We start from the raw sequence: 25,551 nt of genomic DNA on the forward strand, positions 1-25,551 counted from the left end.
ATAGATATGGCTCTATAGATAATTCTGATTATCTCTTGGTGCTTTTTTTATTCAAAATGTAGTACTTTTATAGTGTTATGAATAGAAAAACATCAAGAAAAGGCTTCGTTTTTAAAACTTACGAAGCACCTTATCAATCTCCTTTTGATAAGTTATTCGATATTTTTAAAGAACTTATTACACATACTTCTGGCGATTTCGATGAGGCCATAAGTTGGTTGCGCGAACTCGATAAGGAATACACCTTAACTACTGCAGAATATACTATAGACGATTTTATTGAAGACCTTAAAAAGAAGGGCTACATAAAAGAAGAAATAGATCCAGATGGTAATGGCGGTATCGCGATTACAGCAAAAACCGAACGTGCTATAAGGCAGCAAGCCTTAGACCAGATTTTTGGTAATATAAAGCGCAGCGGACAAGGGAATCATAAAAGTAAAGGGCAGGGCACAGGCGACGAGCATACTGGCGATTTTAGAAACTATCAGTTTGGTGATGCTTTAGATAAAGTATCGATGACGGAGAGTCTAAAGAATGCGCAAATTAATCATGGAATTTCTAATTTTACCTTATCGGAAGATGATTTGGTAGTTGAAGAAACCTTGCATAAAGCGCAAATGAGTACTGTGTTAATGATTGATATTAGCCACAGTATGATTTTGTATGGTGAAGATAGAATAACACCAGCTAAAAAAGTAGCTATGGCTTTAGCCGAATTAATTACCACGCGATACCCAAAAGATACACTCGATATTTTGGTGTTTGGTAACGATGCTTGGCAAATAGAAATTAAAGATTTGCCGTATTTAAAAGTTGGTCCATACCACACAAATACCGTTGCTGGTTTACAATTGGCTATGGATTTACTCCGAAGAAAACGAAATACCAACAAACAAATTTTTATGATAACCGACGGCAAACCAAGTTGCTTACGTCTTCCGGATGGTCAATATTATAAAAATAGTAATGGTCTAGATACCTATATTGTAAATAAATGTTATGCCATGGCGCAACAAGCGAGGCGTTTACATATTCCTATTACCACCTTTATGATTGCACAAGATAACTACTTAATGCAGTTTGTTCGTGAGTTTACAAAGGCCAACCAAGGGAAAGCATTTTACACCGGTTTAAAAGGTTTAGGTGAAATGATTTTTGAAGATTACGAAACCAATAGAAAGAAACGAATTAAAGGATAAAAAAGATAAAATTAAGAGTTCAGAAAAAAGATATGGAATAGTAATGAGTCTATTTTCTTTTTTCGATCATCTCTTTTCTAAAGAATAAATATGAAAATAGAAAACATAAAAACATTAGGTGAACTTAAAAAGTTAGGTTACAGTAGTAAATCGATAAAAGATGAATTGAGAGATAATTTAATCGTAAAAATTAAAAATAAAGAAACCACTTTCGAAGGGGTTCATGGTTATGAAAATACCGTGATTCCTGAATTAGAGCGTGCAATTCTATCAAGACATAATATTAATTTATTAGGATTACGCGGACAAGCAAAAACACGTTTAGCGCGTTTAATGCTTAATCTTTTAGATGAATACATACCGTTTGTAACAGGTTCGGAAATTAATGACGATCCGTTACAACCTATCTCAAGATTTGCTGTAGAATTAATAAAAGAACAAGGCGATAATACCCCAATTTCTTGGTTACATAGAAGTGACAGGTTTGCTGAAAAATTAGCAACGCCAGATGTTACGGTTGCCGATATTATTGGAGATGTAGATCCTATAAAAGCTGCAAATTTAAAGCTTAGTTATGCCGATGATCGTGTAATTCATTATGGTATGATTCCGAGAGCAAATCGATGTATTTTTGTAATTAACGAACTTCCCGATTTACAAGCTAGAATACAAGTAGCCTTGTTTAATATTTTACAAGAAGGCGATATTCAAATTAGAGGTTTTAAGCTGAGGTTACCTTTAGATATTCAATTTTTATTTACGGCAAACCCAGAAGATTATACCAATAGAGGGAGTATTGTAACGCCTTTAAAAGATAGAATTGGGTCGCAAATATTAACGCATTATCCTGAAGATATTGAAACGGCTAGACGTATTACGGAACAAGAATCTAATTTAGTTGAAGGGCAAAAAAGCGCTGTGAAAGTTCCTGATTTTGCTAAAGACCTTTTAGAGCAAATTGTTTTTGAAGCTAGAGAAAGTGAATATATAGATGCTAAAAGTGGTGTAAGTGCTAGATTGAGTATCACTGCGTTTGAAAACTTATTAAGCACAGCCGAAAGACGTGCACTAATTTCTGGAGATGATAGTACTACGGTTCGTTTAAGCGATTTTTCAGGTATTATTCCTGCAATAACTGGTAAGGTCGAGTTGGTTTATGAAGGTGAGCAAGAAGGTGCTGCTGTGGTGGCTTACAATCTTATTGGTGAAGCTGTAAAGAGTCTTTTTGAAGAATTTTTTCCGAAGATAAGTAAACTTCAAAAGCAAGATGAGGAAAGTCCGTATGATGATATAGTATCATGGTTTTTTAATGAAAAGGATGGTTTTGAATTGTTAGACGATTTAAAAAACAAAGAATACACTAATGTATTAGATGCTATTTCTCCTTTAGATGATTTACTTGGTGAATATCAACCTAATTTAAAACCTGAAGATGCTTATTTCATGAAAGAGTTTGTGCTTTGGGCATTAGTAGAGTTTAAATTATTAAGTAAACAGCGTTTTTCCGAAGGCACCCAATTTAGAGATCCTTATGGAAGTTTTATAAGTGGGATTTAATCACTTGATAAATAAGTTTTTAATTATGAAAGCGATAAGAAATAAATTTTCTTATCGCTTTTTTTGGGTTCACCAATTATCATATACTCAAAAATTATAGTACTGTTTTTAATATTTCGTAGTCTTTATCTTTCTATTTTTCATATAAGGAAAACACTTTTGGTTTAATCCGTTTTCTTTGGTTTTTTGACGAAAAATCGTTAGTTTATACTCAAAAACAGAGTAAAAATTGACAATAATCGATAAATTTTAAAGATTTTATGGAAAAACCTAATAGTGAAATTCAACATGATATCAATTTATTATCTTTTGATATAGATAACACGCTTATAGATTTTAATACTCATAAAAGTAACTTTCGGAAAGTATGGAAAAAACACAAGCCAGAACAAGGTGTATTACTGGCATACAATACGGGGCGTTTGGTTGATGATGTTATTCATTTAATAGAAAAAGGGACATTGCCAGAGCCCGATTATATTATTTCTGGTGTAGGTACTCATATTTATGATTACAATAAAAAATGTGTTGTTAAAGAATTTAATGACGTTTTAGACGATGGGTGGGATTTAAAATTGGTTGAAGATATTATACAAAATATCGATGGCCCGATAAACGAACAGCCAAGTAAATATCAGCATGATTATAAGCGTAGTTATTATTTTCATAATGCTACAGAAGCTGTTATTACCGAGATTGAAAATACTTTTGTTAGAGCCAATATGGATATTAACGTGGTGTATTCTCAAGAGCAATTTCTAGATATTCTTCCTAAGTGGGCCAATAAAGGAAATGCTTTGCAATGGCTTCTACGAAAGCTGAATTTAAAAGCTTCGAACGCTTTGGTTGCTGGAGATAGCGGTAACGATTCTGCTATGTTCGATATGGAAGATATTAAAGGAATCGTGGTAGCGAATGCTCACGAAGAACTTTATAAATACACCAAATACCGTCAAATTTACCATGCAGAAAAAGATTGTGGAGATGGTGTTATAGAAGGTTTAGTGTATTATGGTATTCTACCAGAAGAGGCTATTGTGGCAAGCAATACAGATCATACCGAAGATTATATTATTCAACAGGAATTAAATAGTATTGCTTCCGAAGATGATAAAGAAAAACTAGATCTTATTTTAGAAGGTTACGAGAAAGCCATTATTGCTTTAAAGAAAAATATAACACCTCTCGGGTTTTCCGCATGCTCTATTGAAGATAATATTACCCATGGAACCGATGAAAACTACCATAGTGTTTGGGCCAGAGATGGCGCCATTACAGTAATTGGTTCGTTGTCTTTAGTGGATGATGAAGAGATACATAAATGTCAACGGCAGACTTTAGTAACATTAATTGAGAATAGCTCGAGAAACGGGCAAATCCCTTCTAACGTACGTTTAAAAGATAATCAACCCGATTATTCTGGCGTAGGTGGTATTTGCTCTATAGATAGCGGTATTTGGGTTGTAATTGCATTTTACGAATACGTAAACGTTACAAAAGATATTAAGTTTTTACGTAAATATATTGGAGATATTAAAGAAACCATGCGTTGGCTTGGTGCGCACGATAGTAATAATGATGCTTTATTAGAAATTCCTGAAGCCGGAGATTGGACGGATTTATTTGGCGGAAGCTACAATATTTTATATGATGAAATTCTTTGGTATCGCTCTAATGTGTGTTTTGGTAGAATGTTAGAAATGCTTGGCGATTATGATGAAGCTGGAGAATACATCCGTTGGTCTCAAGTTATTAAAAAGGAAATTTTACAGAATTTCTGGCCATCCACGCAGCAAAAATTATTTCAAACGGTGTCATTCGCAGAGCGTCAGTTTACACTAGGTGATACACCTTATTTAATTCAACAAACTACTCCATTCGATTTTAGTTGGCGTTGTGATGTCTTCGGAAACGTGCTCGCCTTTTTATTTGGTACAGTCGATGCAGAAAAAGCGCATCAAACCTTTAAATTTATGTTAGGCGTAGGGGTTAACGATCCTTTTCCGGTATCTAATGTGTATCCGGTTGTAACACCAGGAGATCCCGATTGGAAACCTTATTACACCGTTAATTTATTGAATTTACCAAACCACTATCACAACGGCGGTATTTGGCCTTTTGTAGGTGGTTTTTGGGTGAAATTTATTGGGAAACTTGGTTTTAGAGATATGGCTATTTCCGAGTTGCATAAGCTGGCTTTAATAAATAAGGAAGGTTTAAATGATGAGTGGGAGTTTAACGAATGGGCACACGGTGTCACCGGAAAGGCGATGGGGAAAGCCTATCAGGCTTGGTCTGCAGCTCAGTATATTTCGGCTTGTCACGCTTTAAAAATAATTAAGAAATAATTTAACAAACTATAAAACTATGAAATCAATATTAATGATCTCTTTACATGGATATGTAGGAGCAAATCCGGAATTAGGTAAACCTGATACAGGAGGCCAAGTAGTTTATGTTTTAGAACTTGCAGAACGTTTTAGTCGGTTAGGTAAGCGGGTAGATTTGGTAACACGTCAATTCGAAGATCAACCAGAGTACGATAATGTGCATGAAAATTATAGTGTTTGGCGTATTCCTTTTGGAGGTAAAAAATTCATTAGGAAAGAGGATATGCACGACCATCTTAAAGCTTTTGTAACAAATACTTTAGCAGCCATAAAAAAAGAGAATAAAAAATATGATGTCGTCTATTCGCATTATTGGGATGCTGGTTGGGCAGGTCAAAAAATAGCTGAAGAACTGGGCATATCTCACGTGCATACACCGCATTCTTTAGGTTGGTGGAAACAACACAGTATGGGAAGTGATATGGACGAAAAGGAAATGGAAAAGACCTATCGTTTTAAGGAACGTATTAGAAAGGAATATTTCGTTTACCAAATGTGCAACCATATTGTAGCCACAACATTACCTCAAGTCGATTTATTGACGCAGCAATATGATGTGCTTTCCCGAAACTGTACTATGATTCCTCCGGGAATTGATGAAAATCGATTTTACCCGGTACCTACAAAAGAAAATGATAAAATTCGTGTTAAATACGATATACAACCTACAGATATTTTGGCTTTAGGGAGAATGGCGCACAACAAAGGTTACGACTTACTGATTAAAGCTCTTCCTACCGTTTTTGAACTTTGCCCCGAAGCGCGATTAGTTGCAGCTATTGGAGGCGACCAGTCTGAGCAAGATGATAAAGGGGTTGCTGGCTTAAAAAAGTTAGCAGGAGAGTTAGGTGTTTTAGATCGAATAACATGGAAAAATTATATTGCCGATGAAGATTTAGCTAACGTATATCGAGCGGCTAATATTTTTGCCATGCCTTCACGTTACGAACCTTTTGGTATGGTGGCTATTGAAGCTATGGCGTGCGGAACACCAAGTGTAGTTACCGTACACGGCGGATTATACGATTTAATAGATTTTGGAAATCAAGCCTTATTTGCAGACCCGCATAGACCTACCGAATTTGGAGCGATGATGGCCATGCCTTTATTGTATCCTAAAATGCGTAATGAATTATCTGTGGAAGGCGCGCGTTTTGCTAGACGTAATTTTGGATGGACAGGTATTGCAAAGCGTATGCTGCGAGTATTTACAAGCTCTATTAACCAAAATACCATGGAATCTAATCTGTTTTATTAATATAGGTTTTTAGTTTACCAAGTATCTCTACTTTTGATATTATTAGCGCATAATCGAATAATTTCGGTTATGCGTTTTTCTTTTGTAGCATCGCGTTTAGCACTGTGTAACCAAAATAAATAGTGCTTTTTATAGGAAGGTGCAAAATTTTGGTAGTTTTTAAAAGCTTCTGGATTTTCATCAAAGGCCTTTTTTAAGGCTTCTGGTATAATGCCTTTTTCTATGGGATCAAGAGCTGTCCAGCTGCCGTTTTGTTTTCCAATTTTAATAATGTCTAGTCCTGATTTGTGCATTAAACCTTCTGCAGTAAGGGTTTTTATATACTTTTTGTTTAAGGCGCTCCAAATACTTTTATGATTTCTTGGAGAGAAATATTGTTTACGCTTTCCGTTACCTAAACTTTTTACTGTAGAATCTATCCAACCATAGCAAATGGCAACTTTCACGGCTTCTTCCCAGCGCATGGAAGGCTCTTCATTTTCAACTTTGTAAAAAATCAAATAGATACCTTTAAATTCTTTATGGTTTTCATGTAGCCATTCGCGCCAAGCGGTATCTGTTTTAAAATAAAGTTCGGGAGTTTCCAAAGGCATTATAGTTTCTTGGTTTCAACATAAAAATCGATATCCACATCGAAAGTTGAAATGTTCGAGTTAAAGTCTAGTGTTTTCCATTCAGAAGTTGGTTTTAACCAAGTGTTTTCATTATTTATTTTAACTTCAAGAGGCATGTCAAAATCGGCAACAATGTTTGTCCATCTGTATTTTAGTGCTTTCTTGTTAATAGAATATTCAAAAGTAGGGATTTTTACAGATCTTAAATATTGATTGAAAAAAGCTGTTAAATCAATGCCTGATTCTTCAGATAAATAATCTTCAATTTGCTTGGTCGTTACTGTTTGGTGATAGAATGTTACGTTCATTTCACGTAATATTTGTCTCCATTTTTCATCGTCTTCAATGAGTTGACGTAAGGTGTGTAAAATGTTAGCGCCTTTAAAATACATATCTCCAGAACCTTCATGATTTACATGGTAGTCTCCAATAATTGGGCGGTCGTTATTTATGTTTTTTCGGGTACCAATAACATATTCCGAAGCGGCTTGTTTTCCGTAGTAATAATCTACAAATAAATTTTCAGAATAGGTGGTAAAGCTCTCGTGGATCCACATGTCGGCAATGTCTACGTTGGTAATATTATTAGCAAACCACTCATGACCAGATTCGTGAATAATAATATAATCGAATTTTAAACCCCAACCGGTTCCTGATAAATCGCGGCCTAAATAGCCATTTTTAAATTTGTTACCATAAGTTACCGAGCTTTGGTGCTCCATGCCTAAATACGGCACTTCAACAAGTTTAAAGCCATCGACATAAAAAGGATATTGCCCAAACCAATGCTCAAAAGCTTTCATCATTTTTGGAGCATCTTTAAATTGTTCTTTGGCTTTTTCTAGGTTGTCTCTTAAAACATAATAATCCATGTCTAAATTTCCTCCTTGACCATCATAAACTTCAGAGAAATGAGCATAATCTCCAATGTTTATATTAACTCCATAATTATTAATCGGATTTTTTACAAACCAACTGTAGGTTTTAGTGTCTCCAATACGCTCCACAAGACGCAACCTACCGTTAGATACATTTATTAAATCTTTTGGTACATTTACACTTATCAGCATGCTATCTACTTCGTCGTACATATGGTCTTTACAGGGCCACCAAACGCTAGCGCCTAAACCTTGGCAAGATGATGCAATAAAATCATTTCCATTTTTATCTTTTTTCCAAGAGATCCCACCGTCCCAAGGTGCGTTAACAGCTTCTTTTGGGGTCCCTTCATAATAGACATCTAAACTTTTTACAGTGTTTAAATCTTGGTTTTCTTGAAGCTTTATAAAATGCGCATTGCCGTCATGTCTAATATCTAGTTCAATATTATCTTGAATAACTTTGGTGATTTTTAAAGGCGATTGCAAATCAATCTGCATTACGGAATCCGCTTTCAATACTTTATATTGAATGGTGTTTTTACCTGAAATAAATTTGTTTTCAGGATCTACTTTGATGTCCAAATGATAATAGGTTAAATCCCACCATTCACGTTCTGGAGTAATACTTCCGCGGAGGGTGTCTTGATGTGTAAAGCTTGTTTTTTTGCTAAGTAAGCCTTGTGCATTGGCATTAAAGCAAGCAGAAAGGGCGAGTGCTAAAATTACAAATAGTGTTTTATTCATTTTAAAATTATCTTATTATTTGGTTTGGGAATACAACAGGACTTTCAAAGCCATCCTTTCCCACAGAAGCTATTCCGAAGAAGTAATTATCAATGACAATGCCATCGAGCATAAATTCTAATACATTACCAACATAGCGGCTCTTGTCCCAAGTAGGCGAGGTGGTGTCTCTCCAATATATTTTATAACCAATTGCTCCTTCTACTTGACTCCATTTAAATTTAACAGAAGGTTCAACTATTCCTCCAATTGCGACCGTTTTTGGTGTAGACGGTGCCCAAGCTAAACTGGCTAAATTTATGGCATTAACAGTGGTTAGTTTTTTAGCATAGTTAAAGTTAACATGTTCTATTACATCACCATATTTAATGCCGTTTTCTTCACGAATATCTTGGTGTTGTTGGGTGTAGTTTTCATGTGCTTCCATAATGCGTATTCCGGCAAAACCTAAGTCGTTAAAAGGTCTATGATGTCCGCCACGACCAAAACGATCTAATCTATAAATCATCATTGGGTTCATTTCTGGCATATATGTTTTTACAGTTTTATGAACGTAGCGCGCTAATTGACGGGAAACACCATCGACCTCACCGCCATAAAAGCGTCTCATGGTTCGTGCTTTTTCAGTTTCGTTAGCTGGAACAGGTTCAGAAAATATTCTAAAGCTTCTATTATCAATCACGCCATCAACGCCTTTTATATTTCCAATCATGTCATTGTTGAGAATTCCAATAATATCCCAACCTTGTTCCTTTGCGTATTTGGCTAAGCCTCCTCCTCCAAACAAGCCTTGCTCTTCACCAGATAAACCAACATAAATAATGCTATTTTCAAATTCATATTTAGAGAGTACTCTTGCTGCTTCAATAGTGCCGGCCATACCCGAAGCATTATCATTTGCTCCTGGAGCATCTTTAGTAAAATTCATAGTGTCGCTACCACGAGAATCAATATCTCCACTCATTATAATAAAACGGTTTGGATATTTTGTTCCTTTTTGAATGGCAACCACGTTCACAATCCAAGCATCATGCGGTACGCGTTTGTTACCTGCTTTGGTAACAAAATCTTTCTGATAAAAAACATCTAAACAGTTTTCGCAATCTGATGAAATGGTTTCGAATTCAGATTTTATCCAGCGCCTTGCAGCTCCAATACCTCTGGTGTTAGAAAGGGTATCACTAAAAGTGTTTCTGGTTCCAAAATTAACCAAAGTTTGAATGTCATTTTCTATACGCTCTGCTGAAACGGCATCAATAATATCATATATTTTTTGATTGGTTTGTGCTGTAGTTATTGTAATAAATAATAGGGTGAGTGTGTTAAAAAATAACTTCATTATTTTGGAGTTTACGGCGTATCATTGAAAGCTAAAGTTTCAATACTATCGGTTTTCCTGACGAATATCGGTATAAATATTCGTATTATAAAGTTGACGCTAGAGGATTGAGTATAAAATCTTGTTAATATGTTAGACCTAACAGGAATCGATTTCATCTTTTTCTATTAGTATTACACAGAAAAGTAACTTTGAAGGAAGTGATTTATCCGCTTGTAAAATTATTTTGTTACAAGAAAATTTTTATTCATTTTCATAAAGCCTTAATCTGTTTTTTATTGCGTTTAATTCTTGCTGTAACTTCCGTTCTTTTTCCAATAAATTAAAGACAACATCGATACCTTCAAGATTTACGTTTAGTTCGTTATGTAGTCTAATTATTTTTTCAAGATTACCAATTTGGTCTTGATGGATAAAGTGTTTTTGTTCTATAATTTCAATTTGAATAAGCCCCATGGTATTCAAAGTATCAACAAAAGCAATTTCTATGTTATAATGAGAACATAGTGTTTCTATCAATATTAAAGGTTTATCATCCATTTTGATTAAGTTTTTGTAATTCCTTGAATAGTTCTATTTCTTTTTCATTGAGACCGGTTGGAATCTTGATATGGTAAGTGATAATTAAATCGCCAAAGGCGCCTTCTTTTTTATAAATAGGAAAACCTTTGCCTTTCAATTTTACTTTAGACTCGTTTTTTGTTTCAGGCTTTATTTTTAGTTTAACCTTACCATTAAAAGTATCTATTGTAATTTCACCTCCCAGCATAGCGGTGTACAAATCTAAATCGACATCAATATATAGAGTATTACCTTCTCTCTTAAATTGGGTATGGTTGTTAATGGTGAATTTAATGTATAAATCACCATGAGGACCACCGTTGACGCCTAAGCCGCCTTTGCCTTTAATTTTTATAACTTGTCCATTTTCTACACCTGCAGGAATGGTTAGTCTAATTTGTTTGTCATTAACGGTAAGTACTTGTTTTTGACTGGTATAAATATCTTTTAAATCGAGATGTAATTCGGCATTATAATCTTGCCCTTTAAATTTTGGACTACGACCTTGGTTATACGATTGCCCTCCAAACATAGATTCAAAAAAATCTGAATATGCTTCATTAGAGTAACTTTGTTGATTGCTCTGCTGATTAGAGTTTTTATGTTGTTGCTGTGCTTTTTGATAAGCCTCGCCGTCTTTCCAGTTTTCGCCGTATTTATCGTATTTTTTACGGTTCTCAACGTGACTTAGAACTTCGTTGGCCTCGTTTATTTCCTTGAATTTCAGCTCTGCATCTTTATTGTCGGGATTTAAATCAGGATGATATTTTCGTGCCAGTTTTCTGTAAGCTGTTTTTATATCCTTTTCAGTTGCAGTTTTTGGAATGCCCAATATTTTATAATAATCTATAAATGCCATTGGATGATGTTATTTTCTTATTAATTATTTTTTCGGATAGAACGGCTTTGTGATATAAGATTTTTTATAAATAAATACCTGTTGCTTAACGAAGTTATCGATTTTTTATGACAAAATCAAGGATTGTATAGGCTTAATATGTGGTGGTTTTTTTAGAGTTTTAGTTTGCCTTAGTAGTTAAATTTTAATGTTGACGCTGCATTGGGTAATTTTATTATTACACCTCATTTTAGCTTAAAAAGAAAGCGCCTCGAAAATTAATTCGAAGCGCTATTACATTTGAGTTAGTCACACAAATTTAATTATTTTATTAAAAGCAATATTTGTTTTCTGCTTTTACTTTTTCTGCTATTTCATTACGTAAGTCAACGATGTCTGGGTAGTTTTGGTATTTGGTAAAACGCTTAAGCCCCATGAGCATCATGCGTTGTTCGTCGCCTTCAGCAAAAGATATAATACTTTCTTTTCCTTTTTCTTCAATAATATCAACGGCGTGATATAAGTATAATTTAGACATGGCTATTTGTACCGATTGTGAATCTTCACCAAAACGTTTGGCATTTTTCTCGGTTCTTAAAATAGCCGATTCCGCCATGTAAATTTCAATTAAAATATCGGCAGCAGCTATAAGTAATTGTTGATGCTTGTCTAGGTCTGGACCAAATTTTTGAACAGCTCCTCCGGCAACCATTAAAAAGGTCTTTTTCAACTTATTAATCATTACTTTTTCTTCAGAAAATAATTCTGAAAAGTCTGGCGTATCAAAAGAAGGAATGCCCATTAATTCTTCTTGAACTTTTTGAGCAGGGCCTAATAGGTCAACATGGCCTTTCATAGCTTTCTTTACAAGCATACCAACAGATAGCATTCTGTTAATTTCGTTAGTTCCTTCGTAAATACGTGCAATACGCGCATCTCTCCAAGCAGATTCCATAGGGGTTTCTTCAGAGAATCCCATTCCCCCGAAAATTTGAATACCTTCATCGGCAGCGTGCTGTACATCTTCCGAGACAGCTACTTTCAGAATAGAACATTCAATAGCATATTCTTCAACACCTTTTAATTCAGCTTCCTGATGTGTGTTTCCAGCCGCTTCTCTTAAAGCAATTCTATCTTCAATATTTTTTGCTGCTCTATAAGTTGCCGATTCACCGGCGTAAGCATTGGTTGCCATTTCTGCCAATTTAACTTTAATAGCACCAAAATCTGAAATTGGCGTTTTAAATTGTTTACGCTCATTAGCATAATTTACTGCTGTAGATAAAATACGTCTTTGAGAATCTAAACAAGCAGCAGCTAGTTTAATACGACCAACATTAAGAGCGTTCATGGCGATTTTGAAACCTTCACCACGACCAGCTAGCATACTGTCTACCGGAACAATGGTATCATTAAAAAAGACTTGGCGCGTTGATGATGCACGAATACCTAATTTATGTTCTTCTTCACCTAGAGTAATTCCATTTGGATTTTCTTTATCGAATTCAACAATAAAACCTGTGATATTTTTATCATTTTCTATACGAGCAAAAACAATCATCAACTTACAGAACCCGGCATTTGAAATCCACATTTTCTGTCCGTTAATTTTGTATGTTTTTCCATCTTCGGATAGGGTAGCGGTGGTTTTTCCAGAATTGGCATCACTACCAGCACCGGGCTCTGTTAAGCAATAAGCTCCAAACCATTCGCCAGAGGCTAATTTAGGTACGTATTTTTGCTTTTGTTCTTCTGTGCCATATAATGTAATTGGCATAGTACCAATTCCTGTATGCGCTCCAAAAGCAGTACTAAAAGAACCGGTTCCAGAAGAAATATAATCGCATGTTAATACCGTAGAAACAAAGCCCATTCCCATACCACCATAAGCTTCGGGAACAGCAACACTTAAAAAGCCCATATCTCCAGCTTTACGCATAACGTCTTCAGTTAATGCATAATCTTTAGCTTCAAAACGCGCTTTATGAGGAATGATTTCACGATCGTTAAATTCCATTACGGATTCTTTCATCATGGTTTGTTCTTCTGAAAAATCTTCAGGGGTAAACACATCTTCACAATTTGTTTCTTTTACAAGGAATTGACCTCCTCTTAGTATGTCTTTTTCTTCTGTTGCCATGTCTTTTTTAGATTATTAGATTTAAGAACCAAGAATCAAGACTGTTGAAGTCCGGATTTGAAACTTGAAATCATTTTTTGTATTTGTTTAATTTTTTGTTCTAGGTGTTTAAATTTTTCTTCAGAAATATAGCTTTGGTTAAAAGCCACATTCAGTTGTGTTTCCCATTCAAAAGCAGACCCTAAACTGTGTTCTAAATAATTAGCAAAATGTTTATCTGAACTTTTACTAGTGCCTTCTGATATGTTTGAAGGAATAGAAACAGCACATCGATTCATCTGACTCATTAATCCATAAGTTTCAAACTTTGGAAAACTTCTAGTGATTTTATAAGATTCTGAAACTAATACCATGCTTTCACTCCAAATTTTTAATTTCTTGAAATTATGCATGGTTTTTGTTTTTTTAATCTTGTCTCTTGGTTCTAATTGTCTTGATTCTTAATTAAGAAACTCGAATATGCCGCAAGCACCTTGACCAGTACCAACACACATGGTAACGGCACCATATTTGCCTTTCATGTCTTGCTTACGCATTTCGTCAAATAGTTGTACGGATAGTTTTGCTCCAGTACATCCTAATGGATGACCTAATGCAATGGCTCCACCATTTACGTTAATAATATCGGGGTTAAGATTTAGTTCTCTAATTACTGCTAAGGATTGAGAAGCAAAGGCTTCATTTAACTCAATTAAAGATAAATCATCTTGTTTTAGTCCTGCTTGTTTTAATGCTTTCGGAATTGCTTTTACGGGGCCGATACCCATAATGCGAGGTTCCACACCTGCAGCAGCATAGTTTACCATTCTTGCAATTGGCTCTAAACCTAGTTCTTTAACCATGTCTTCACTCATTACCATAACAAAAGCAGCACCATCACTCATTTGTGACGAGTTACCCGCTGTAACGCTTCCGCCAGCAGCAAATACAGCTCTAAGTTTGGCTAAAGCTTCTTTACTGGTCCCTGCACGAGGTCCTTCATCTTTAGTAACTGTGTAAGATTTTGTCGCTTTCTTTCCGTTAGCATCAATATAAGTTTGTTCCACTTCAATAGGTACTATTTGATCTTGAAAACGATTTTCGGCCTGTGCTCTTAATGCTTTCATGTGCGAATTAAATGCAAATTCATCTTGGTCTTCACGAGATACTTTAAACTGTTTTGCAACAGCTTCTGCAGTATTTCCCATGCCCCAATAATAATCTTCGTGACCCATTTTTACAATAGCATCATAATTTAGTTCCGGCTTAAAACCTGTCATTGGAACGCTACTCATGCTTTCTGCACCACCAGCTATAATACAATCTGCCATTCCGGCTTGTATTTTCGCTGTAGCCATACCAATAGTTTCAACTCCCGAAGAGCAAAAACGGTTTACGGTGACACCGGGAACATCAACAACTTCTAATCCCATTAGCGAGATTAAACGCGCCATATTTAATCCTTGTGCACCTTCTGGCATGGCATTACCAACAATAACATCATCGATACGCTTTGGGTCTAAATTTGGCAATTCTTTCATCATATATTTGATGGTTTCAGCTGCTAATTCATCTGTTCTTTTAAAACGGAACACGCCTTTTGGTGCTTTACCAACTGCGGTTCTATATGCTTTTACGATGTAAGCTTGTTTGCTCATAGTAGTATTAAGATTTTTAGAATTAAGTATTAAGACTTGCTAAGCGTTCTTTGAAGTGAATAATTCATTTTTGTTACTTCTAAAACTTCATTTATTATAGGTCTTACTTTTTCTTCTGTTATTAAATTTAATCTTTTAGATAAATATAATTGTGTTAATAATTCGAATGAAGAACCATTTGCAATTCCTAGAAATTGTCTAAACTCTCCATTAGTATTTCTTCCAGCTCCTTCTGAAATATTTGAAGGAATAGAAACTGCACTTCGTCTTAATTGAGATGTTAAACCGTATTTTTCCTCTTTAGGAAAATTATCGGTAGCTCTATAGCAATGCTCGGTTATATCCATTGCTTTTTGCCATATTTTTAACTCTTCAAATCTGTGCATCTTTACTTAAGTATTAAATTTTTAGTATAAAGTACGAAGAATTAACGGTGAACTTGTCTTTGTACTTAATACTTTATACCAAGTGATTTTTTAATTTCTAAGTGGTTTACCTTTGGTTAACATGTGCTGAATACGCTCTAAAGTTTTACGTTCTGTACATAAACTTAAGAAAGCTTCACGCTCTAAATCCAATAAATATTGCTCGCTAACTAAAGTTGGTTCAGATAAATCTCCACCAGCCATAACGTAAGCTAATTTATTAGCAATTTTCATGTCGTGTTCAGAAATGTAATTGGAGTCTTTCATAGAATCTGTTCCTACTAAAAACATACCTAAAGCTTGCTTACCAAGTACTTTTACATCTGTACGTTTTACCGGTTGTGTGTAACCAGAATTAGCCATTAACATAGCATGTTGTTTAGCAACTGCAATTTGACGGTCTTTATTAACAACTACAACATCCTTTCCTTTTTGTAATACGCCCATATCAAAAGCTTCGTAAGCTGAGGTTGATACTTTGGCCATACCAATAGTTAAAAAGTATTCTTGAAGTGTATTTAATTGCACATCTCCTTTTCTGAAAGTATCTGATGCTCTTAAAGCCATTTCTTTAGAACCACCACCGCCAGGGATAACACCAACACCAAACTCTACAAGTCCCATGTAAGTTTCTGCTGCTGCAACTACTTTATCGGCGTGTAAGGATAACTCACAACCACCACCTAAAGCCATGCCGTGAGGTGCAGATATAGTTGGAATAGAAGAGTAGCGCATACGCATCATAGTATCTTGAAAATATTTAATAGCCATGTTAAGCTCATCATATTCTTGCTCTGCAGCCATCATGAAAATCATTCCGATGTTTGCACCAACAGAGAAGTTTGCAGCTTGATTACCAACAACTAAACCATCAAAATCTTTTTCGGCTAAATCAATAGCTTTATTTAATCCAGCAAGTACATCTCCACCAATGGTGTTCATTTTAGATTGGAATTCGCAGTTTAATATGCCATCTCCTAAATCTTCAATAACTACACCAGAATTTTTAAATACTTCGTTAGATTTTCTAATATTATCTAAAATAATGAAACTGTCTTGTCCTGGAATTTTTTCTTGTGATTTCTTAGGAATATCATAAGCATAACTTGCGCCTTCTTTAATGGTATAAAAAGAAGAATTTCCAGATGCTAACATCTCGTTTACCCAAGCAGCAGGCTCTAAACCTTCAGCTTTCATAATTTCAATTCCTTTTTCAACGCCAATAGCATCCCAAATTTGGAAAGGACCATGTTCCCATCCAAACCCCGCTTTCATGGCATCATCAATTTTATATAAATCGTCTGTTATTTCAGGAATTCTATTTGAAACATAGGCAAATAAAGCAGCAAAGCTCTTTCTGTAGAATTCACCAGCTTTATCCTTTCCTTTTACTAATACTTTAAAACGGTCAACAACTTTATCAATCGTTTTCGTAAGTTCTAAAGTTGCAAATTTTGCTCGTTTAGCCGAACGATATTCTAATGTATTTAAATCTAATGATAAAATTTCTTTAGATCCATCTGCAGATACTTGTTTTTTATAAAAACCTTGACCTGTTTTACTTCCTAGCCATTTGTTTTCCATCATGGTATTGATGAAATCTGGTAGTTTAAATAATTCTAAACTTTCGTCATTCGGACAGTTTTCTCTAATGCCGTTTGCCACATGAACTAAAGTATCTAAACCAACAACATCTACCGTACGGAAGGTCGCCGATTTTGGACGACCAATTACTGGTCCAGATAATTTATCGACTTCCTCAATAGTTAAGTCTAAATCCTTTACCGTATGGAATAAACTTTGAATACTAAAAATTCCAATTCTGTTACCAATAAAGGCAGGCGTATCTTTAGCAACTACCGATGTTTTTCCAAGAAATTGCTCACCGTAACCATTCAAGAATTCTAATACAGAAGCATCTGTTTTTGGTCCAGGAATAATTTCAAATAATTTTAAGTAACGTGCTGGGTTAAAGAAGTGTGTTCCACAGAAATGCTTCTGGAAATCTTCACTTCGTCCTTCGCTCATAAATTTTATAGGAATACCAGAGGTGTTTGATGTAATTAACGTGCCTGGTTTGCGATATTTTTCTAAGTTTTCGAACACCATTTTTTTGATGTCTAGTCTTTCAACTACAACTTCCATAATCCAATCTACATCTGCTACTTTAGCAATATCGTCTTCTAAATTACCGGTGGTAATTCTACTAGCGAAATCTTGATGATAAATTGGAGATGGTTTTGATTTTAACGAAGCCATAAGGGCATCATTAACCAATCTATTTCTAACTATTTTGTCTTCTAAAGTTAAGCCTTTAGCTTTTTCTTTGTCGTTAAGTTCTCTCGGAACAATGTCTAATAATAGAACATCAACACCAATATTAGCAAAGTGACATGCAATGCCGCTTCCCATAATTCCGGAACCAATAATGGCGATTTTTTTTATTCTGCGCTTGCTCATTTTTATAATTAGTTATCGTTTTGGTTGAATATTTTTTTGTTGCTTACCATTTCTGAAATGACATCTGCTACTTCGTAAAAGTGGTTCAGTTTCTCATCAGAAATATTACTTCTAATGGCTTCATTAAAGGTTAAAACGTGTGTTTTAGAATAGTTTCGTTTTTCTAATCCGCAGGGCGTTAACTTTATGATAACACCGCGTCCGTCTTCAGGATTTGGATGCCGCTCTATCAGACCTTTTTTCTCCATATTCTTTATAATTCTAGACAAGCTGGTGGCTTCCATACCCATTTTAGGACCTAAAGCGGTTGAAGGTGTGCCTTTCTCTGGATCTATACTTAGCAGAGTAAATCCGGTTGCCATAGTACTATCATATTTTAAAGCTTCTTCATTGTACATTTTTTGAACGGTAAGCCAAGTAGTTCTTAATATATAATCTATAGTTCTATCTTTCATAGGCGGATGTGTTTTCCAAATATACTAAAATATATTATGCATGCATAATATATTAATAAAATTTTAGCTTAATTTTTGTTAATAAAGGAATTTTCACCTTAGTTTCTGTAAATCTTCTCGATTAAAGCCAAGTATTTTTGCTTAATTACTTTACGCTTCATTTTCATGGTCGGCGTTAAATGTCCGGCGTCAATAGTCCAAACATCAGGAGTAATTTCGAATTTTTTAATTTGTTCCCATTTACCGAAGTTGGCATTGGCAAAATTAATTTCTTCTTGAATTCTCTCTAGTAGTTGGGGGTTTAAGATTATGTCTTCATTAGTTGTAAACGGAATGTTGTGGCGCTTGGCCCATTCTTTTACGAAGTCATAATTTACTTGTATTAAAGCTGCTGGCATTTTTTCGCCTTCACCGATAACCATAATCTGTTCAATAAATCGAGATTGTTTGAATTGATTTTCAAGTAGGGTAGGTGCAACATATTTTCCTCCCGAGGTTTTAAACATTTCTTTTTTTCTGTCGGTGATCTTTAGGAAGCCATCGGCATCTATTTCTCCAATATCTCCGGTGTGGAAATAATCATTTTTTATAACTTCGGCTGTTTTCGTTTCGTCTTTATAATAGCCCATCATAACGTTTGGACCTTTTACGAGAATTTCGCCATCTTCAGCTATTTTAACTTCAACATCGTCAATTATTCTACCTGTTGTTCCTACCCTAAAACCTCCATTTCGCATATCGTTTACCGATACAACAGGAGAGGTTTCTGTTAAGCCATAGCCTTCCATAATAGGTAATCCTGCTGCCGCAAATACTCTGGTAAGTCTTGGTTGTAGCGCGGCACTACCTGAAACCATAAGATCTAGATTTCCGCCAAGTCCTTCTTGCCATTTGCTGAAAATAAGTTTTCTAGCTATTTTAAGTTGAAATTCATACCACCAACCATTTTGTCCGTAAGGCTCATATCTTAGACCTAGGTTAACTGCCCAAAAGAAAAGCGATTTTTTTATTCCTGATAAATCGCTGCCTTTAGCAATGATTTTATCATATACCTTTTCATAAAGACGAGGCACAGCCGTCATAACGTTTGGTTTAATTTCTTTAAGGTTATCGCTCATTTTATCGATAGACTCTGCAAAGTAAATTTCTGCACCACAATATTGGTATAAATAAAGAATCATGCGTTCAAAAACATGACAAACAGGAAGGAAACTAAGGGTTTTAGCGACGCCTAATTCAAAAGGAACACGGTTTTGACTATTTAAAACGTTTGAAACAAGGTTGTTATGAGATAACATAACGCCTTTCGGTCTTCCGGTAGTTCCTGAAGTGTAAATTAATGTGGCTAAATCTGTGGATTTTACATTGTTTTTTCTAGCCTCAACTTCAGGTTGAATACTTGTGTCTTCACCTAACTTAAGTACTTCGTTCCAGCTAGATTCATTTTGAATATCATCAAAAGTGTACACGTGTTTTAGTTTTGTGTTTCCTTTTATTGAATTTAGTTTAGTTAGAATTTCTTCATCTGAAACAAAACAATATGTAGATTCTGAGTGATTTAAAATATATTCATAATCTTCGGCGCAAATAGTTGGGTAAATTGGTACGTTTTGTGCGCCTATTTGTAAAACTCCAATATCTAAAATATTCCACTCTGTTCTGTTTGTGGAAGATATAACCGCAATTTTGTCGTTTGGCTGTATGCCTAATTTTAATAAACCACGACTTATGGCATTGGCTTGATCTACATATTCTTGAGAAGAAGTAGATTGCCACTTTCCATTATGTTTTGTGTTAAAAGCCTTATCTAAATTATATGTTTTTAATTGGTAATAAGGAAAGTCAAAAAGTCTGGTGATTTCGGTCATGTGCTATAAGTATTCTAGAGTGCAAAATAGGAAATAAAATAAGATTATCAAATAATGTACCAAAAAAGTATTGTATTCGTATAAAACTTTGTTGATTTCTATCAATTTTATATTCTCTCTACGTTTAGTTTTTGAAGTAATTTAATTGCTTAGCAGTTATTAAAATACAATATTATTGTTAAATATAAGCTTGTTTTAACTTGCTTTTAAGACGTATAATTTTTTGTGTAAATACCTAGCTGTTTATTCATAATATTTCGTTGATATTCTGTACTTTTGATGTTCTTATTAAACCATTTGTATGTTTAAAAAACATGTAAAAAATCTTTCTTTTTTTTTAATAATTTTATGCCATTTAGGGTTTTTAGCTGCAATTTTATTCGAAAATCAGAATAATATTTTTGTTTCGGCTTTTATTATTCTATCCTTAATCTTGCTTTTTATTACTTATAAAAAAACACCTTTAAATTCCGTAGATCATAGTTTTGAACATGTATTAACTATTGGTTTTGTCTTTTTTGGAGCGATAATAACCTATGTTTTATCTAGTTCTTTTGGTTTGAGCCGCGTTTTGTCGGCTAGTTTAGTAGGTTTAATAGCTAGTTTTGTTCCTAATCTATTTAAAAGAAGTGGTTTTGCTCAAGGTGTACCAACCGCTGTATATTGCGGCGCTTTTGTGGGTATGACAAATATAAATGTGTCTACCGATTATATTATTATAAGCATAGCGAGTGCCACTACTGGGCTACTTTTAGTTGGTACCAAGGATACTTTTCATGGTGTTGGTGGTAAACTGGGGACTTTGGCCTTCGCTGGTGTTGTGTTTGCATTTTTAATTACATCTGTTATTTTTCAATGGGTATAGAGCAATTTATATTATTTTTAGTTGGTGGAGTTTCAGCAGTGTTAACGTTCTTTTTGCATGTAGATTTAAAGCAAGGACCAGTTAGAGCATCTTCTTTAGTAGGTGTTTTGGTCGGGGTGTTTGTTTTGGTGTGTCCAGATTTGCTATCGCCGTATTTAACTAAAAACTTACCATTAGTTTGTTTTGGAGCATCTTTTATAGGAATGGTGTCTTCAAAAGTATTGTCCAATTATTTGTTGATTGGATTCTCAGGAATAGTATTCACTATTATTTTTTTTAACACCAGTAGCTTTTTTAATGGTTTTGGAGGAGGTTTAGGCTCGGCTGCCTGCATAGCGCTTTTGGTTAGTTTAAGTTTTCCTCTTATAAGAAAGCAAAGAAAATTGCAAAAGAGAGGTTTACAAATAAAGCGACACAGAAAATCTAAAGGAAATAATTGAAATTAACGCATAAAAAAAGCGGTTTAAGAACTTAATCTTAAACCGCTTTTATAATTTATCTACTAGTTTACTTTTTTTCGATCCATAATCTAGCATTCACAAAAGCTTCTAACCAAGGAGAAACTTCGTCCGTTCTTCCTTCTGGGTAATTTGCCCAGTTCCATTGGAACGTAGAACGCTCAATATGTGGCATAGTTACTAAGTGACGCCCTGTTTTATCAGAAAGCATTGCTGTGTTATAATCTGATCCATTTGGATTATTTGGATAGCCTTCGTAACCGTATTTAGCAACAATATTATAGTTTTCTTCGGAAAGTGGTAAGCTAAATTTACCTTCACCATGAGAAATCCAAACCCCTAATTCTGTTCCTGCTAAAGTTGAAAGCATTACAGAGTTATTATCTTGAATTTTTACAGATGTAAAAGAACTTTCGTGTTTATGAGAATCATTATGAATCATTTTTCCGTGTACTTCGTGTTCCGGATTAATTTCTTCTAATTCCATAAATAATTGACATCCATTACAGATACCAACCGATAAAGTATCTTCTCTTTTGAAGAAATCTTGAATTACTTTATTTGCTTTCTCGTTGTATTTAATAGCGCCTGCCCATCCTTTTGCAGAACCTAAAACATCAGAATTAGAAAATCCACCAACAGCTCCTAAAAACTGAATATCTTCTAAGGTTTCACGACCAGAGATTAAATCTGTCATGTGTACATCCTTAACATCGAAACCAGCTAGATACATAGCGTTAGCCATTTCTCGTTCTGAATTCGATCCTTTTTCACGAAGAATAGCAGCCTTAGGGCGTTTGCCAATAAAAGCTTCTAGTTTTCCTGTGAAATTTTTAGGGAATGTATATTGAAGTGGTTGATTTTTATAATTATTGAAACGGGCTTCAGCTAAATTATTAGCCGTTTGTTTTTGATCTAATAAATAAGACGTCTTATACCAAATATCTCTAGTTTCTGAAACATCGAAAGAGAAACTCTCGTCGTTGTTTTTGATGTTTAATTGTCCTGTATTGTTTACCGAACCAATATTTATAGCCTTTATTTTATTTTCTGATAAAATGGTTTCTACAGAAGCATCTGCTTGAAAAACAATTCCTGAGTTTTCAGCAAAAAGTACTTTTATAGCATCCTCTTCACCTAATTTAGAAAGATCTAAATCGGCACCTAAATTAACATCAGCAAAACAAAGTTCTAATAAAGTAGTAATTAAACCACCAGAAGCCACATCATGACCAGCTGCAATTTTATCTTCTGTTATTAAATTTTGAATAGTATTAAAAACCGCTTTTACATAAGCTGCATCTTTTACATTTGGCGTTTCATTTCCAATAGCATTTAAGACTTGGTTGAAAGAGCTTCCTCCTAATTTAAAATCGTCTTGAGAAATATTGATATAGTAAATGTTCCCACCGTTTTGTTTTAATACAGGCTCAACAACTTTAGTAATATCATTACAGTTAGCACCAGCAGAAATAATAACCGTTCCTGGAGAAATAACATCACCATCAGGATATTTTTGTTTCATAGAAAGTGAATCTTTACCGGTTGGCACATTGATTCCTAAATCTATAGAAAATTCTGAAATGGCTTTTACAGCTTCGTATAAACGTGCATCTTCACCTTCGTTTTTACAAGGCCACATCCAGTTTGCTGAAAGCGAAACCGCATTTAAACCATCTTTTAAAGGTGCCCAAACTAAGTTTGTAAGTGCTTCTGTTATTGAGTTTCTACTTCCTGCAACAGGGTTAATTAAACCAGAAATAGGCGAGTGGCCTATAGAGGTTGCAACACCTTCTTTACCTTTAAAATCTAGTGCCATAACACCAACATTGTTTAAAGGTATTTGTAAAGGTCCAACACATTGTTGTTTGGCAACTTTACCACCAACACAACGGTCTACTTTGTTTGTTAACCAATCTTTACAAGCTACCGCTTCAAGTTGTAAAACTTGCTCTAAATATATTTTTAAGTTTTTGGTTTTATAACGTGGGTTTTTATAATTTCTAATAACAGTTTTATCTGTTAAAACGGTTTTTGGTGAGCTACCAAACATATCCTCTAAAGCTAAATCCATTGGTTTGTCTCCTTTGGTTTTAGATTCGAAAGTAAAACGATTGTTACCGGTAACATCTCCAACAGTGTACATTGGTGAACGCTCACGGTCTGCAATTTTCTTTAGGGTTTCTGTATGTTTTTCAGAAATCACTAAGCCCATACGCTCTTGAGACTCGTTACCTATAATTTCTTTTGAAGAAAGTGTTGGGTCTCCAACAGGTAATTTGTCCAAATCGATATGTCCACCAGTATCTTCAACTAATTCTGATAAACAATTTAAGTGTCCACCAGCACCATGATCGTGAATGGAAACAATGAAGTTTTCATCACTTTCTACCATGCCACGAACGGCATTAGCAGCACGTTTTTGCATTTCTGGATTAGAACGTTGTACTGCGTTTAACTCAATTCCTGAAGCTAAAGCACCAGTGTCAGCAGAAGACACTGCAGCGCCTCCCATTCCAATTCTATAATTTTCACCACCAAGAATAACAATCTTATCTCCTTCTTTTGGAGTGTCTTTTAAGGCTTGGTCTGCTTTACCGTAACCAATACCACCAGCTTGCATAATGACTTTATCGAAACCTAATTTTCTTGGTTCAGAATCGCTAGATGATGCGTTTTCGGCATGTTCAAAAGTTAAAACAGAACCTGTAATTAAAGGTTGCCCAAATTTGTTTCCAAAATCTGAAGCACCATTTGAAGCTTTTATTAAAATATCCATTGGTGTTTGATAAAGCCATTTTCTAGCTTTAAACTTTTGTTCCCAATGGCGGTTTTCTTCTAATCGCGAATACGATGTCATGTAAACAGCCGTTCCTGCTAAAGGTAAAGACCCTTTTCCGCCAGCAAGACGGTCTCTAATTTCCCCACCAGCACCTGTTGCAGCACCATTAAAAGGTTCTACGGTTGTTGGGAAGTTATGTGTTTCCGCTTTAAGCGAAATAACCGACTCGTAATTTTTTGTTTCGTAAAAATCTGGTTTGTCAGCTGTTTTAGGAGCAAATTGCTCAACAACTGGTCCTTTTACAAAAGCAACATTATCTTTATAAGCCGAAACGATATCGTTTGGATTTGTTTCGGATGTTTTTCTAATTAACTTGAAAAGTGATGTTGGTTTTTCTTCTCCATCAATTACAAAAGTTCCGTTGAAAATTTTGTGACGACAGTGCTCTGAGTTTACTTGAGAAAACCCGAAAACTTCAGAATCTGTTAGCGGACGGCCAATTTTTTTAGCAACACTTTCTAAATACTCAACCTCTTCAGTACTTAAAGATAAACCTTCTTGCTCGTTATAAGCAGCAATATCCTCAATGTTTAAAATAGGTTCCGGCTTAATATCAATAGTAAAAGTATCTTGATTTAAGCTTGTGAATTTCTCTGAAATCATAGGGTCGAAATCCATGAATTCTTCTGTTGAAGCTGAAAATTCTTCAATTCTGATAATGTCTGAAATTCCCATGTTCTGAGTAATTTCAACAGCATTAGTACTCCAAGGTGTAATCATCGCAGCTCGTGGGCCAACAAAAAAAGCATCTAAAGATGCTTGTTCTATTTTAGGCTGGTCGCCAAATAACCAAGACAATTTTGTTATGGTTTCTGTAGATAATTCTTTTGTTGTTTGAACAGCAAATATCTTGCTGGTTACGTTTCCAAAGAAATGAATCATTATATGTGTGTTGTTAGTTTAAAGAAAGTGCAAATTTACTTTTTTTTAGCCGATTTTCTATTAAAAAAATGCGAAGGAAAATAGAGAGTTATTCACGAGGTTTTAAACAAAAAAAAGCGGCTTAAAAAAAGCCGC

Annotated in this window: 18 protein-coding genes and 1 pseudogene; 6 read left to right on the top strand and 13 right to left on the bottom strand. The window is 34.8% G+C overall.

Annotation, left to right across the window (positions count from 1 at the left end):
• Positions 1–77 precede the first annotated feature (77 nt).
• From QWY92_RS14255 to QWY92_RS14270, 4 genes and pseudogenes are all read left to right on the top strand, one after another.
• Positions 78–1,202, top strand: coding sequence for a vWA domain-containing protein (locus QWY92_RS14255; RefSeq protein WP_290272441.1), 1,125 nt, complete (start codon positions 78–80; stop codon positions 1,200–1,202).
• A 90-nt stretch (positions 1,203–1,292) separates the two neighbouring features.
• Positions 1,293–2,759 (top strand): MoxR family ATPase, encoded by a 1,467-nt coding sequence (locus QWY92_RS14260; protein ID WP_290272444.1) that lies wholly within the window; start codon positions 1,293–1,295, stop codon positions 2,757–2,759.
• A 260-nt stretch (positions 2,760–3,019) separates the two neighbouring features.
• Entirely contained in the window at positions 3,020–5,107 is a 2,088-nt protein-coding gene (locus QWY92_RS14265) for an HAD-IIB family hydrolase (protein ID WP_290272446.1), read from the top strand.
• A 16-nt stretch (positions 5,108–5,123) separates the two neighbouring features.
• Positions 5,124–6,407: pseudogene (locus tag QWY92_RS14270) on the top strand (glycosyltransferase); the annotation flags it as partial.
• A gap of 14 nt (positions 6,408–6,421) precedes the next feature.
• On the opposite strand, the gene QWY92_RS14275 reads toward QWY92_RS14270, so the two are convergent.
• The 12 genes from QWY92_RS14275 to QWY92_RS14330 all read right to left on the bottom strand — a co-directional run bounded on the left by QWY92_RS14275 (position 6,422) and on the right by QWY92_RS14330 (position 20,369).
• Positions 6,422–7,000, bottom strand: a complete 579-nt coding sequence (locus QWY92_RS14275) for a YdeI/OmpD-associated family protein (RefSeq protein WP_290272450.1) — start codon at positions 6,998–7,000, stop codon at positions 6,422–6,424.
• Positions 7,000–8,646 (bottom strand): M1 family metallopeptidase, encoded by a 1,647-nt coding sequence (locus QWY92_RS14280; protein ID WP_290272452.1) that lies wholly within the window; start codon positions 8,644–8,646, stop codon positions 7,000–7,002. Before QWY92_RS14280 ends, QWY92_RS14275 begins: the two co-directional genes overlap by 1 nt.
• A gap of 7 nt (positions 8,647–8,653) precedes the next feature.
• Positions 8,654–9,985 (bottom strand): M28 family peptidase, encoded by a 1,332-nt coding sequence (locus QWY92_RS14285; protein ID WP_290272454.1) that lies wholly within the window; start codon positions 9,983–9,985, stop codon positions 8,654–8,656.
• 243 nt (positions 9,986–10,228) lie between these two features.
• Entirely contained in the window at positions 10,229–10,504 is a 276-nt protein-coding gene (locus QWY92_RS14290; protein WP_290272456.1) for a chaperone modulator CbpM, read from the bottom strand.
• Positions 10,505–10,517: 13 nt separating this feature from the next.
• Entirely contained in the window at positions 10,518–11,405 is an 888-nt protein-coding gene (locus QWY92_RS14295; protein WP_290272458.1) for a DnaJ C-terminal domain-containing protein, read from the bottom strand.
• Positions 11,406–11,715: 310 nt separating this feature from the next.
• Complete coding sequence (locus QWY92_RS14300) at positions 11,716–13,524, bottom strand: acyl-CoA dehydrogenase FadE (RefSeq protein WP_290272460.1); 1,809 nt, start codon at positions 13,522–13,524, stop codon at positions 11,716–11,718.
• 35 nt (positions 13,525–13,559) lie between these two features.
• Positions 13,560–13,916 (bottom strand): four helix bundle protein, encoded by a 357-nt coding sequence (locus QWY92_RS14305; protein ID WP_290272463.1) that lies wholly within the window; start codon positions 13,914–13,916, stop codon positions 13,560–13,562.
• A 48-nt stretch (positions 13,917–13,964) separates the two neighbouring features.
• Positions 13,965–15,161 carry an acetyl-CoA C-acyltransferase gene (locus QWY92_RS14310; protein ID WP_290272466.1) on the bottom strand — a complete coding sequence of 399 codons (1,197 nt, stop codon included), beginning with the start codon at positions 15,159–15,161 and terminating at the stop codon, positions 13,965–13,967.
• A gap of 29 nt (positions 15,162–15,190) precedes the next feature.
• Positions 15,191–15,547 carry a four helix bundle protein gene (locus tag QWY92_RS14315; RefSeq protein WP_290272468.1) on the bottom strand — a complete coding sequence of 119 codons (357 nt, stop codon included), beginning with the start codon at positions 15,545–15,547 and terminating at the stop codon, positions 15,191–15,193.
• Positions 15,548–15,637: 90 nt separating this feature from the next.
• Positions 15,638–18,046 carry a 3-hydroxyacyl-CoA dehydrogenase/enoyl-CoA hydratase family protein gene (locus tag QWY92_RS14320; protein ID WP_290272471.1) on the bottom strand — a complete coding sequence of 803 codons (2,409 nt, stop codon included), beginning with the start codon at positions 18,044–18,046 and terminating at the stop codon, positions 15,638–15,640.
• Positions 18,047–18,054: 8 nt separating this feature from the next.
• The gene (locus QWY92_RS14325; RefSeq protein ID WP_290272473.1) at positions 18,055–18,501 is read right to left on the bottom strand and encodes a MarR family winged helix-turn-helix transcriptional regulator; all 447 of its coding nucleotides are present in this window, start codon (positions 18,499–18,501) and stop codon (positions 18,055–18,057) included.
• A gap of 98 nt (positions 18,502–18,599) precedes the next feature.
• A complete protein-coding gene (locus tag QWY92_RS14330) occupies positions 18,600–20,369 on the bottom strand; it encodes an AMP-dependent synthetase/ligase (RefSeq protein WP_290272475.1) in 1,770 nt (589 codons plus the stop codon).
• Positions 20,370–20,670: 301 nt separating this feature from the next.
• Between QWY92_RS14330 and QWY92_RS14335 the strand changes: the two genes are divergently transcribed.
• Both QWY92_RS14335 and QWY92_RS14340 read left to right on the top strand, forming a co-directional pair.
• The gene (locus QWY92_RS14335; protein WP_290272476.1) at positions 20,671–21,234 is read left to right on the top strand and encodes a hypothetical protein; all 564 of its coding nucleotides are present in this window, start codon (positions 20,671–20,673) and stop codon (positions 21,232–21,234) included.
• Positions 21,225–21,674, top strand: a complete 450-nt coding sequence (locus QWY92_RS14340) for a hypothetical protein (RefSeq protein ID WP_290272477.1) — start codon at positions 21,225–21,227, stop codon at positions 21,672–21,674. The genes QWY92_RS14335 and QWY92_RS14340 overlap by 10 nt, the downstream gene beginning before the upstream one ends.
• Positions 21,675–21,741: 67 nt before the next feature.
• On the opposite strand, the gene purL is transcribed toward QWY92_RS14340, so the two are convergent.
• On the bottom strand, positions 21,742–25,416 hold the full coding sequence (purL, locus tag QWY92_RS14345; RefSeq protein ID WP_290272480.1) for a phosphoribosylformylglycinamidine synthase: 3,675 nt from the start codon (positions 25,414–25,416) through the stop codon (positions 21,742–21,744).
• Positions 25,417–25,551: the final 135 nt, after the last annotated feature.

The organism is Algibacter miyuki, assembly GCF_030409805.1.
Lineage (GTDB): Bacteria > Bacteroidota > Bacteroidia > Flavobacteriales > Flavobacteriaceae > Algibacter > Algibacter miyuki.